Below are 12,665 nucleotides of genomic sequence, written 5' to 3' on the forward strand. Positions count from 1 at the left end.
ACAATACCAGCCAGACAGGGGCGTTTGTGCCTCCCCTAATGCATGACGGCGGGCATTGAGCATCATGACCTATTTAACTGAGCTTAGCGGCGGCCCGGCGGGGCAAGTGCCCGTGCGGCAGACTCACTGTTGCAGGATTTCCGATGGCCAAGCATGACCGCGAGCAAGACCTGCTTCCCCCATCAGCGCCGCTGAGCCTCTCCGACGAGCGCCTGTCCAACTTACTGGAAAGTATTACCGACGGCTTTTGCCTGCTCGACCGCGACTGGACCATCCGCTACCTCAATACGCGCGGCGCCGCCATGCTGGCGCCGCAGCACGCGCCCGGCGCGAGCCTGACGGGCAAGAACCTGTGGCAAGCCTGCCCCGACCTGCTGGGTACGGAACTGGAAACGCAGTACCGGCGCGCCATGGCGCAGCAGCACAGCAGCAGTTTCGAACTGCTGTATCCGCCGCTGGGGCGCTGGCTGGACGTGCGCATCTTCCCTTCCAGCGACGGCTTGACCACGTATATCCAGGACATCAGCCAGCGCAAGGCGACCGAGGAAACCTTGCGCCACAGCGAGGAAGACTTGCGCGCGCTGGCCAATTCCATCCCGCAACTGGCCTGGATCGCCAGCTTCGACGGCACCATTGCCTGGTACAACCAGCGCTGGCACGACTACACGGGTACCACTGCCGAGCAGATGGCGGGCGACGGCTGGAGCATCGCCTATGACGCGCAGCACCTGCCGCCCATGCTGCAAGCGTGGAAGGCCGCCTTGCGCGATGGCACGCCCTTCGAAATGGAGTTCCCCATCCGTGGCGCCGACGGCCAGTACCGCTGGTTCCTGACGCGCGCCAATCCCGTGCGCGACCAGGGAGGCCAGCTGCTGCGCTGGTTTGGCACGAGCACCGACGTCGACCAGGTCAAGCGCGCGCAGGAAGCCTTGCGCGATGAAACGCGCGTGCTCGAGTTGCTCAACAATACGGGCGCGGCCCTGGCCAGCACCCTCGATTTGCCGGCCCTGCTGCAGGAAACCGTCGATGCGGCCACGCGCATCAGCGGCGCGCGCTTCGGCGCCTTTTATTATGACGATGCGGGCGAGGTCCACGACAGCGTCGCCCCCCTGCCATCGGCACGCGCCGTCAACGGCATCAGCCTGCGCGAGGCCGATGCCATCGCCACGGAACTGCGCCAGGGAGCGGCCATGCGCCAGAACGACTTGCTGGCCGCGCCCGACGCCAGCGCCGGCGGCGCGCCGCCGCTGCGCAGCTGCCTGAGCCTGCCCGTCAGTTCGCGCTCGGGCCTGTTGCTGGGGCGCTTGCTGCTCGGCCATCCGCAAGCGGGCATGTTCAGCGCGCGCAGCGAACGCATCGTGTCGGCCATCGCGGCCCAGGCCGCCGTCGCGCTCGACAATACGCGCCTGTACGCGGCCGCCACGCGCGCCGCCGAAGAGCGCAAGGTGCTGCTAGACAGCGAACGCGAGGCGCGCGCCGACGCCGAGCGCACGAACCAGCTGAAAGACGATTTCCTCACCACCCTGTCGCACGAACTGCGCACGCCGCTGTCGGCCATCCTGGGCTGGGCCCAGGTGCTGCGGCGCGGCACGCGCGACCAGGCCGACCTGCACCGGGGCCTGCAAAGCATCGAACGCAATGCGCGCGCGCAGGCGCAACTGATCGAAGACTTGCTCGACATGAGCCGCATCACCTCAGACAAGGTGCTGCTGGACCTGCAAACCATCGTACCCGCCAGCATCATCGCCTCGGCCATCGAAACCCTGCGCCCGGCGGCCGACGCCAAGCACATCGCCATCCACAGCAACATCGCCAGCGATGCGGGCACCATCACGGGCGACCCCAGCCGTATCCAGCAAGTGATCTGGAACCTGCTGTCGAATGCCCTGAAGTTCACGCCGCAAGGGGGTCGGGTCGAGATCGGCGTGCGCCGCGAGGCGAGCCGCCTGGCCATCACGGTGGCCGACAACGGCGTCGGCATCAAGAAAGACTTCCTGCCCCACGTGTTCGACCGCTTCCGCCAGGCCGACGCCTCCACCACGCGCCGCCATGGCGGCCTGGGGCTGGGGCTGGCGATCGTCAAGCACCTGGTGGAGCAGCATGGCGGCACGGTCACGGTCAGCAGCGCCGGCGACATGCAGGGCGCCAGCTTTACCGTGCGCCTGCCCCTGGGGACGCGGGCCGCGCTGGCGCGCCCGAAGGGCGGCGAGCTGTCCGCCAGCCACGACTTGCGCGGCGTTACGGTGCTGCTGGTCGATGACGAGGCCGATGCGCGCGAACTGACGGCGCGCATCCTGCGCGACAGCCACGCCGACGTGCATGGCGCGGGCAGCGTGGCGCAAGCGCTGCAACTGCTGGAACAGGTGCACCCGCATGTGCTGGTCAGCGACATCGGCATGCCCGACGCCGACGGTTTCGACTTGCTGGCGCAAATCCGCGCACATGCCTCGCCCGATGCGGCCAGTCTGCCGGCGCTGGCGCTGACGGCGTTCGCGCAACCGCAGGACCGCCAGCGGGCGCTGGCCAGCGGCTTCCAGGCCTGGATCTCGAAACCGATAGACCCGGCCGAACTGCTGGCGGCCGTGGCGCAGCTGGCCGCGCAGCGCGGAACTTCCCCTCGCCCTGAACAGGGCCGCAATATACCACCCTAAAAAGATGATGCAAAGAAATACATAGTGCAGTACAAAATGACTATTTTCATGGGTTAGCCTTCCTACTTTCAGACGCGGCACTGTCCTACAAGCAACTAAGCGAAAGTTTGCTACACTGAAATGCAGAAGCACACCTGCACGGCAGGCCGGAGACGGCGGCCCTGGCCGGCGAGAACGGCAGAAGCGAACTCATGCGCTGTTGTGCGCCCTATCTTGTTGCAAGGCGCTACTATCTTTCCACAGCCGTCAGCCTATCATCTGCGGTAGAAGCCAGCGTTGCATAGACCGTATAACCGAGACCTTACATGCCCAGCCAAGATGAGATTTTGAAAGCCAAAATTTTGGTCGTCGATGATTCACCCGACAATGTTGACCTGATGCTGGAAATCCTGCGCGATGCCGGCTATACCAATGTGACGGCCACCATGCGTCCGGCCCAGGTTTGCCCCCTGCACCGGGAGCATTGCTACGACCTGATCTTGCTGGATCTGCAAATGCCGGAACTCAATGGTTTCCAGGTCATGAAAGGCTTGAAGGAAATCGAGCATGGCGGCTACCTGCCCGTGCTGGCCCTGACGGCCCAACCGAGTTTCAAGATCGCCGCCCTGGAAGCGGGCGCGCGCGACTTCATCAGCAAACCCTTCGACCTGATGGAAGTGCACAAGCGCATCCACAACATGCTGGAAGTGCGCCTGCTGTACAAGGAACTGGCGCAATACAGCAAGCAGCAGCAGGAATTGGCGCTGCACGACCCGCTGACGGGCTTGCCGAACCGGCGCCTGCTCGAAGACCGCATCGAGCATACCTTGCAGCAATCGGCCCGCAGCCGCGGCAAGTCGGCCATCCTGTACCTGGACCTGGACGGCTTCAAGGCCATCAACGACAGTTACGGCCACGGCTATGGCGATGAAATCCTGAAAATGGTGGCGGCCCGCCTGGTGGGCGCCTCACGCAAGGAAGATACGGTGGCGCGTATCGGTGGCGACGAGTTCGTCATCGTGCTGGGCAACCTGGCCGGCAAGGGCGACGCGCGCGAACCGGCCGCCAAGCTGATCGAAGTCATTTCCGAGCCGTATTTCATCAACGACCTGACCCTGCGCCTGTCGACCAGCATCGGCATCGCCATCTACCCGGACGACGCGAGCACCGTCGACTCGCTGCTGGGCGCGGCCGACACGGCCCTGTACGAAGCCAAGCGCGCCGGCAAGAACCGCTTTTGCTGCATCCCGCACGAGGTGATCGCCGCGCAGACGCAGGTGAACATGCAAAAAAACAACATCCCGTCGATCGCCTGAGTTTCTTACCGCACAGTACGCAAAAAAACCGGCAAGCCTTCACGGCCAGCCGGTTTTTTTATGCGCAGGATGCGTTATTTCTTGCCAGCGGCTGCCTCATGCTGGCCCGCGTGCTGGTGGTCCGTTTGCGCATCGACCGTTTCGGGTGGCACTTCGATGCGCGTGATACCGGCATCGACGGAAATCGGGTCGCTGGCGGGGAAGGTCATTTCCACGGCGTCGTCGAGCAGCTCTTCCTTGGCCCGCTCTTCGCCGCTCATGCCCTCCTCATCGGCCAGGATGGCCAATGCGCTGGCCCATTTGACGAAATTGAGGTTGGCCAGTTCGCGCACGGTGTGCACGCCAAACGCTTGCTGCAAGGCCTTGGCATCTTTCGGGCTGACGCCGCGCAGGGCGCTGATGGGCGCATTGACGATGTCGCGGAAGCTTTTGTCGGCGTATTCCTGGTCGACGATGGTATCGATATTCATGGCATGTCCTTTCGTTTCGGTAAGCGGGCCTGTGCTGCATGGAGAAAATGCATGACACCACTATGGCAGTGTGCGGCGCCCCGGTATGTGCGCAGCCGTACGTAACGGCAGGAACGGCAGCTGCTGGCGCAAACGATAATATTGCCTACAATATAAAAGTGATGGAAGGAGATCAAAATTGCCGAAAAGACAGAAATTTTCCATCCATGCGCCCCGCGATGAAATCATCATGTATGATCCACAACTTGAATTTGGTCCACCTTTCACCATTCACGGGGCGCTATGTCCGCACAAACAGATCCGAACAAGGAAACGGCCCAGGCCGATGCGGAACGCGCCGCCGATCTCAGCGAGTTGCTCGGCCATGTCAACACCAGCTGGGACAATGAACGGCGCGCCCTGTCGCGCCAGCTGCACGACAGCCTCGGCTCGTCGCTGACGGCACTGACCATGCACCTGTCGCTGCTGACGCAAAAGATGCCGCAGGAAGCGGCCCTGCTCGACCGTGCGGCGACCATGAAGCAATTGCTGCTCAATGTGATCGAGACCAACCGCCAGATGCAGATGAAGCTGTGGAACGACAAGCTCGAGTTTCTCGGCGTGAATGTCGCGCTGGGCGAGCTGGCCACGCAATTTGCCGAACAGCACAACATCACCGTGCGCTGCAGCCTGCCCGAAGATGAACTGATTTGCCCGCGCAACGTGGGCGTGGCCCTGCTGCGCACCCTGGAAGAAGCGCTCGGCAACATCGCCGCGCACGCCAATGCCACGCAAGTGGACATCATCATCGACGACAATGACGAAGCGCTGATGATGACCGTCAAGGATGACGGCGTGGGCTTGCCCGCCAGCGAGCCCGTCGAAATGAGCAAGCACGGCCTGCGCTCCGTGCGCGAGCGCGTGCATTACCTCGGTGGCAGCCTGAGCCTGGCGGCCAATCCGCAAGGCGGCACGGCCCTGACCGTCGTCTTGCCGCGTGTGGCTCCGAAAGAATAGTCTTTGCCAGGCCGCATCAAGCCAGAACACTGCCGGGGCACCCCGGACCGCAAAACGATTCGACGACAGGAGACCGCATGCAAGGACTGATCCCCACCCTGCTGGCAGCGCTGCTGGCAATGGGCACCGCCCAGGCCGCCGACAATACCGTGCCGCCGCCGGAAACCGTGGACAAGCTGGCCTGGCTGGCCGGCTGCTGGAACGTCGACGGCGCCGAACCCGGTTCCGGAGAACAATGGAGCACGGCTGCCGGCGGCACCATCCTCGGCACCAGCCGCACCGTCAAGGGCGGCAAGACGACGGCGTTTGAATTCGTGCAGATCCGCCTCACCGAGCCGGGCCAGCTGGCCTACATCGTGCAGCCGTCGGGCCAGCCGCCCGTGATCTTCAACCTGCTGCGCCAGGACAAGCCGAATGAATTCATCTTCGCCAACCTGGACAATGACTTCCCGAGCCGCATCATCTACCGCCACGACAGCGAGCGCATCTTGCACGCCAGCATTACCGGCACCTTGAAGGGCAAGCTCACCACTATCGATTTCCCCATGACGCGGGGCCGCTGCGAAGCGGCGCCAATTCCGCGCAGCAAATAACAACCGGCGTCAAGGCAGGAACCAGGGCCGCATCTTGCGGCCCTTCTTGCGTCAAGGCTGCAAGCGAACGCCCGCACCCACAGGAGGCGGCATGGTGAAGGCGGCGGCCATGCCCAGCCAGCCAGCGAACCAGGCAATGAAGGCCGCCACGTGGCCATACTCCCAGCGGGCACGCAGACGCGCATAGGCTGCGGCGAACTCCGCCTGGCTCACGTCGGCGCTACTCCCCCACTCCCCATTGACGGGGGCGACAAGGAAAGCCCACAGCAGCAAGGAGGCAAGCAGTGCGGCTGCCGACGCGGCCAGCAGGCGGCCCTGGGGCAGGCGCCTGGAGCGAAAAGCCAGCACGGCCACGGTCACCATGGCGGCCATTTGCACGGCGCCCCCTATCGGGCCAAACAGGGCATACAGCGTGCTTGTCACCTGCGCATACAGGGCTGGCGGATACGCCAGCTTGACGGGCAGTTCCAGCAGATGGGCGGCACCCGGCGCGAGCCCCAGGGCCGCCAGGGTCAGGGCGATGACTTGCAGTAAGCGTGATGGCATGCCTGCCTCCCCTCATCAAGCTGTCCGCTCATGGCGCGTGTGCTTGCCCTTGTTATGACCGCGGGACGGCGCTGCGGTTCCCGGCCAGCGCCACTCGCGCAATGCGTACGCTGCCATAAAAAACGGGGCCTTGCGGCCCCGTTGGATTTCCCTACTTACCGCACATCAATGCAGCTTGACCTGCGGCGTGCTGCGCTTGATCAGGAAACGGCCCATGGCCATGACGGCCGTGCGCACGCTGCCCAGCACGGCATTGTGGTGCATCAGGTGCAGGCTCACATACATCATGCGCGCGACAAAGCCTTCGACGAACCAGCTCAGGCCCTTCAGCGATCCCATCAGGGTGCCGACGGAGGTGGTGCGGCCGAACGACACGAGCGAACCGTAGTCCAGGTATTCGTACGGTTTCGTTTGCGGCGGCTTGCCCTTCGCTTGCAGCAGGAAGGTTTTCAGCAGGTAATCGGCTTGCTGGTGGGCAGCCTGGGCGCGCGGCGGCACCAGCTTGCCGTCCGGCCCCGTGCAGGCGGCGCAGTCGCCCAGCGCGAAAATATTCGCATGGCCCTGCACGTTGAGCATACCCGTCACTTCCAGCTGGCCGGAACGGTTGGTCGGCAAGCCCAAAGTGGCGAGGAATTCCGGCGCGCGGATGCCGGCGGCCCACACGCAGATGTCGGCCGCATAACTGGTGCCGCTGGCCACCGTCACTTTGTCGGCTTCGATCGTGGTGACACGCGTATCGGTCACCACGGTGATGCCATGCTGGTGCAGCAGTTTCGAGGCGGCAATGGAGACGCGCTCGGGCAGCGGTGCCAAGATACGCGGCGCCCCTTCGAGCAGGGTGATGCGTACATCCTTGATGGCGTTGAGATTCTGAAAACCATACGCGGCATACACGCCGCTCGCTTCGCGCAATTCCGCCGCCAACTCGACGCCCGTGGCGCCGCCGCCGATGATGACGATGTCGACACCGGGATGGCCCGCGTCGCCCTGGCGCTGCTCGGCCATGGCCAGCAGTTTCAGCAGGGTCAGACGGAAACGTTCCGCGTCTTCCGTGGCATTGAGGGAAATCGTGTTTTCCTTGGCGCCGGGCACGCCGAAGTAATTCGACGTGCTGCCCACGGCCAGCACCAGCTGGTCATAGCTGACAGTGCGCTGCGGCAAGAGCTGCTCGTCCTTGTCCGTGGCGATGGCGCCCACGGTGAGGCTGTTCGAGCCGGCGTCGAGCGCGATCAAGGGACCATAGACGTAGGTAAAACCATTGTCATGCGCCAGCATCTGGTACGACAGGCCCTCTTGATGAATGTCCAGGGTGCCGGCCGCCACTTCATGCAGCGACGGTTTCCAGATGTGGTACAGGCGGCTGTCGACCAGGGTGACCTGGCCGGGGCCGAGCTTGCGGCTGAGTTTGCAGGCAAGCTCCAGGCCGCCCGCACCTCCTCCTACGATAACGATTTTACTATGCAAATATCCTCCTGCCTGTTAATCCCTGTGCCCGTTGCCGTTGCCGCGGCCATTGCCGTTGCCATGGCCCTTGCCCGGATGGTCATCATGCTTGTCACGCTTGCCTTCATGCTTGTCGCGCTTGTCATCATGCTTGTAGTCGTGACGGCCGCGGTCGCCGTAATCGGGACGGCCATGGTCGCCATGCTGCTGGCGGTAACGGGGCACATATTGGTTGTTATACCAACTATCTTGGACGAAATATACCTCTTGGTTACAGGCATTATACTTGCGGCAGTGCTTGGACCAGTGTTTGGCATGGCCGGGCGGCACGCGCAGATAGATCGGACGGGCCGAATAGTATTGCGGGCGCTGTACGATGACGGGCTGGGCATAGATCAATTGCGGCGCGGGATAGTCGCCGATATCGAGGCGTCCGTAAAAGCCTGGCTGGCCGACGGTAACGGAGACGCCGACTTGGGCGACGGCGGCGGTAGCTGCCGACAGCAAAGCGGCGGCAAGAATCAGGGTTTTCATGGTGACACTCCTTTTAGTTATGCCGTCATTGTAGACCTTGTGTGACTAACTGTTTGTTCGCAAGGACACATAAGGAACTCCGTCGCAATCTCACCACAGTTTGCCCAAGGGCACGACCACACCACTGAACAGCGACCAGTCCGGCGACGCCGCCGTCAAGCCGCGCGCCATGCCGATATCGATGGCCAGCCGTGGCGTGGGACTGTAGGTGGCGGCCAGCAGCAGCTGCGCCGTGGCCGCCGCGCCACGCAAGCGCGTGCCCGACACTTCCGCCGTGGCGCCCCAGCGGCCGCTGACGGGCGTGGAAAAAGAGGTCGCCCAGCCCGTTTGCACCCTGCCCGCGCAAGGGTCCGATGCCCCCGGGCGCGTGGCGTTCAGGTTGGCATCCACGTGCACGGCGCCCAGGTCGCGGCTGAAAATACCGTTCAGCGACACGTCGCTCTTGCCGCTGCCGATGCTGTCCTTGGCCGTCGGCAACTTCCAGCCCAGCTCCAGGCCCAGCGCCGTGGCGCTGTCGAGCAAAAAGGCGCGCTTGAGCACGACCGTCGTGTCGCCCACGCCCGTCTCGCGCCGCCCCGTGCCGTCGCGCGCGCGCACAACACCCTCGCCTTCGAGCAGCACGCCCCATTCGGGCGTGAACGCCAGTTTGAAAGCGTAAGGCAGGCTGGCGCGGCGCGTGTCGCCCGTTTTCGACAGCAGTCCGCCGGCCTCGAATTCCAGCTGGCCCGGCACGGGCAGCTGGGCCGGACTGGCCACGGAAGGCCGGTAAGGCAGGACAGGATCGCCCTGCTGCGCCTGCGCCAGCGGCGCCAGGGACAGCAGCAAGGATAAGCAAAGCAAGCGGGGAGACGGCATGAAAGATCCGGAAGTGGCAAACGCGCAATAGCGACAGCCTACCACCGCCGCGCCGATTGCGCCCGGGCCCGCCGTTATCAGGCCAGGCGCCGCACGTCCTGCCTGGCGGCCGGCGCTGAGCGGCGCAGCGGCGTGACGTTGCTGGCCGCCGGCACGGCCATCTGTTGCGCTTGGGCATGCAGGCGGAATACGCCCACCAGTTCCGTCAAGGTCTGCGCCTGGTCTTGCAGCGATTCGGCGGCCGCGGCCGCCTCTTCCACGAGGGCCGCGTTCTGCTGCGTCACCTGGTCCATCTGCAGCACGGCCTGGTTGACTTGCTCGATGCCGGCGCTTTGCTCGGCGCTGGCGGCCGTGATTTCCTGCATGATGTCGGCCACCTGGCGCACGCTGGTGACCACCTCATCCATCGTCTTGCCCGCGTCATGCACGAGTCTGGAACCGATTTCCACCTGCTCGACGGAGTCGCCGATCAGTGTCTTGATTTCCTTGGCGGCACTGGCAGAGCGTTGCGCCAGGTTGCGCACTTCCGCTGCGACGACGGCGAATCCGCGCCCCTCCTCGCCCGCCCTGGCCGCTTCCACGGCCGCGTTCAAGGCCAGGATATTCGTCTGGAAGGCAATGCTGTCGATGACGCTGATGATGTCGACGATCTTGCGCGAGGACGCATTGATCGATTCCATCGTCTGCACCACCCGCCCCACCACGGCGCCGCCCTTGCCGGCCACGTCGGACGCGGCACCGGCCAGCGCATTGGCCTGGCGCGCATTGTCCGCGTTCTGCCGCACGGCCGACGTCAGCTGCTCCATCGACGACGCCGTCTCTTCCAGCGAACTGGCCTGCTCTTCCGTACGGGACGACAAGTCGAGGTTGCCCTGGGCGATTTCGCCCGAGGCCGTGTTGATGGTGTCCGTGCCCGAGCGCACCTGGCTGACGATGCCCACGAGCTTGTCGCGCATGGTTTTCATGGCGAACAGCAGGCTGGCGCTGTCGTGACTGGCCGTGCGGATCTCGACGGTGAGGTCGCCCTCGGCGATGGCGCCAGCGATCTTGACGGCATACGCCGGTTCGCCACCGAGCTGGCGCGTCAGTCCGCGCGTGATCAGCGCTCCGAGCGCCAGGCCGGCCGCCACGCTGCCCAGCACGAGCGCGATCATGAAGCTGCGGCTGGCCTGGTACACGCCCGATGCCTGCTCGGCAGCCGCCTTGGCCCGCGCTTCCTTCTGCAATGACAATTTATCGAGCACGCCATCGAGCTCATCGGCGTGCTGGCGCGTCTTGGCCAGCAGCGCCGTCAGCTGCGCGCTGCGCTGCGCCAGCGGCTCGGCCGCCGCCAGCGCCAGCGACTGCTGCAAGGCGCTCACATACTCGGCCTCAACGGTGGCGAAGCGGGCAAACAGCTCCTTGGCGGCCGGCGTGACGAACAGCGGCTGGGCCTTGGCCAGGTTGTTCTTGTTCTCTTCCAGGTATTTGGCAATATCGGCCTGGCGCCCGGCGCGCTCTTCGCTGGTGGTAGCCAGCAAGAAATTACTGCGCGCGCGGCCCACCTTGATGAGGGCGATATTGGCTTCCTTGATGTACGACAGTCCCAGCAACTCATGGTTGTACATCTGCCCCGCCATGGTATCGATCTTGCCCATGTTGAAAATGCCGATGCCGGCCACGATGGCCCCCATCAGCGCGACGCAAAAGAAGGCCGCGAGCAGGCGCGTCCCCACTTTCATTTGATTCAACATGTTTCCTCCTAGGCAAGACGATAGCCAATAATTCAAGCGTATGACTTGAATATAAGGAAAAAACAGTCACTAAAATGCTCGGATTGTCACTAACCAACAATTCATTGATTTGAAGCAACACACCCCGGGGCTTGCCGTGTTAGCAAGTCCCCGGGAGGGGGCGCATCAATGCCCGCTGTGCCCACCCGGCTTGCGCACCGTCATCTCGACGCCGCTTTTTGTGGCCGGCTTGCCCGCGCCCTGGCCGCGCACGGGTGCCGGCAAGGCGCCCGTCCATTCATGGGCCACGCTGCCGGCCGGATGCTTGTACCAGCCCGGGTCGCGGTAGTCGCCCGGTTTCTGGTCCTTGCGTACCTTGACCGTGGTAAACATGCCGCCCATGCCGATGGCGCCGAAGGGGCCGTCTCCGGCCATCATCGGCAGGGTATTGTCGGGAATCGGCATCTGCATTTCACCCATGTCGGCCATGCCCCGTTCGCCCATCACCATGTAGCCGGGCACGAGCTGGTTGATCTTCGCCGCCACGCCCTGGTGGTCAACGCCGATCATGGTGGGCACGTCATGTCCCATGGCATTCATCGTGTGGTGCGATTTGTGGCAGTGGAAAGCCCAGTCGCCGAGGTCCGTGGCGGTAAACTCCACGGCCCGCATCTGGCCCACGGCAATATCGGTCGTCACTTCGGGCCAGCGCGATTCGGGGCGCGTCCAGCCGCCATCGGTGCCCGTCACCTCGAATTCGTGGCCATGCATGTGGATCGGGTGGTTCGTCATGGTCAGATTGCCCACGCGCACGCGCACCTTGTCGCCCTGGCGCACGACCATCGGGTCGATGCCGGGGAAGACGCGGCTGTTGAAGGTGAACAAGTTAAAATCCGTCATGGTCATGATCTTCGGCGTGTAGCTGCCGGGATCGATGTCGTAGTTGCTGAGCAAGAAGACGAAATCGCGGTCCACCTTCATGAAGTTCGGGTCTTTCGGGTGCGTCACCCAGAAACCCATCATGCCCATGGCCATCTGCGTCATTTCATCGGCATGCGGGTGGTACATAAAGGTGCCGGGCCGCTTGGCAACGAATTCATACACAAAAGTTTTACCGGGGGCGATGCCGGGCTGGGTCAGGCCAGTGACGCCATCCATGCCGTTCGGCAAGCGCTGGCCGTGCCAGTGCACGCTCGTATGTTCCGGCAATTTATTCGTGACGAAGATGCGCACGCGGTCGCCCTCCACCACTTCAATCGTCGGACCTGGCGACTGGCCGTTGTAGCCCCACAAATTCGCCATCATGCCGGGCGCCAGTTCGCGCACGACGGGTTCGGCCACCAGATGGAATTCCTTGACGTTGTTGTTCATGCGCCAGGGCAAGGACCAGCCGTTCAGGGTGACGACGGGATTGTACGGGCGCCCGTTCGGCGGCGGTGGCGGCGCCTTGGTGTCGGCGCCAGCCATGCTGACGGCTTCCGGCAACGAGGCCGCACCGACTCGGCTCACCGCTGCGGCACTGAGGGCGACGGCTCCCGCATTCATGAAAAAGTTTCTACGTGTAATCATC

General features: G+C 63.9%; 11 protein-coding genes. 4 read left to right on the forward strand and 7 right to left on the reverse strand.

The window, feature by feature from the left end; all coding sequences use genetic code 11:
* Nucleotides 1-143 precede the first annotated feature (143 nt).
* Nucleotides 144-2,651 (forward strand): ATP-binding protein, encoded by a 2,508-nt coding sequence (locus KO538_RS01085; RefSeq protein ID WP_219327259.1) that lies wholly within the window; start codon nt 144-146, stop codon nt 2,649-2,651.
* Between the two features lie 305 nt (nt 2,652-2,956).
* Nucleotides 2,957-3,946, forward strand: a complete 990-nt coding sequence (locus KO538_RS01090) for a diguanylate cyclase domain-containing protein (RefSeq protein WP_072453016.1) — start codon at nt 2,957-2,959, stop codon at nt 3,944-3,946.
* Between the two features lie 74 nt (nt 3,947-4,020).
* On the opposite strand, the gene KO538_RS01095 is transcribed toward KO538_RS01090, so the two are convergent.
* Nucleotides 4,021-4,416: a hypothetical protein gene (locus KO538_RS01095; RefSeq protein WP_034754991.1), complete on the reverse strand. Its 396-nt coding sequence runs from the start codon at nt 4,414-4,416 to the stop codon at nt 4,021-4,023.
* Nucleotides 4,417-4,698: 282 nt separating this feature from the next.
* On the opposite strand from KO538_RS01095, the gene KO538_RS01100 reads away from it, so the two are divergent.
* Together KO538_RS01100 and KO538_RS01105 are read left to right on the forward strand one after the other, a co-directional pair.
* The gene (locus tag KO538_RS01100) at nt 4,699-5,412 is read left to right on the forward strand and encodes a sensor histidine kinase (RefSeq protein WP_034754990.1); all 714 of its coding nucleotides are present in this window, start codon (nt 4,699-4,701) and stop codon (nt 5,410-5,412) included.
* A gap of 77 nt (nt 5,413-5,489) precedes the next feature.
* On the forward strand, nt 5,490-6,005 hold the full coding sequence (locus KO538_RS01105; RefSeq protein ID WP_070301993.1) for a DUF6265 family protein: 516 nt from the start codon (nt 5,490-5,492) through the stop codon (nt 6,003-6,005).
* A 51-nt stretch (nt 6,006-6,056) separates the two neighbouring features.
* Here KO538_RS01105 and KO538_RS01110 read toward each other — a convergent pair whose 3' ends face one another.
* From KO538_RS01110 to KO538_RS01135, 6 genes are all read right to left on the reverse strand, one after another.
* The gene (locus tag KO538_RS01110; RefSeq protein WP_219327260.1) at nt 6,057-6,551 is read right to left on the reverse strand and encodes a hypothetical protein; all 495 of its coding nucleotides are present in this window, start codon (nt 6,549-6,551) and stop codon (nt 6,057-6,059) included.
* Between the two features lie 165 nt (nt 6,552-6,716).
* Nucleotides 6,717-8,015 carry an NAD(P)/FAD-dependent oxidoreductase gene (locus KO538_RS01115; RefSeq protein WP_072453008.1) on the reverse strand — a complete coding sequence of 433 codons (1,299 nt, stop codon included), beginning with the start codon at nt 8,013-8,015 and terminating at the stop codon, nt 6,717-6,719.
* A gap of 15 nt (nt 8,016-8,030) precedes the next feature.
* A complete protein-coding gene (locus KO538_RS01120; protein ID WP_219327261.1) occupies nt 8,031-8,528 on the reverse strand; it encodes a hypothetical protein in 498 nt (165 codons plus the stop codon).
* A 90-nt stretch (nt 8,529-8,618) separates the two neighbouring features.
* Nucleotides 8,619-9,383, reverse strand: a complete 765-nt coding sequence (locus KO538_RS01125; RefSeq protein ID WP_257620113.1) for a transporter — start codon at nt 9,381-9,383, stop codon at nt 8,619-8,621.
* 77 nt (nt 9,384-9,460) lie between these two features.
* Complete coding sequence (locus KO538_RS29615; protein WP_219327262.1) at nt 9,461-11,116, reverse strand: methyl-accepting chemotaxis protein; 1,656 nt, start codon at nt 11,114-11,116, stop codon at nt 9,461-9,463.
* A gap of 165 nt (nt 11,117-11,281) precedes the next feature.
* Entirely contained in the window at nt 11,282-12,664 is a 1,383-nt protein-coding gene (locus KO538_RS01135; RefSeq protein ID WP_219327263.1) for a multicopper oxidase family protein, read from the reverse strand.
* Nucleotide 12,665: the final 1 nt, after the last annotated feature.

This window comes from Janthinobacterium sp. NKUCC08_JDC (genome assembly GCF_019345575.1).
GTDB classification, from domain to species: Bacteria; Pseudomonadota; Gammaproteobacteria; order Burkholderiales; family Burkholderiaceae_D; genus Janthinobacterium; species Janthinobacterium aestuarii.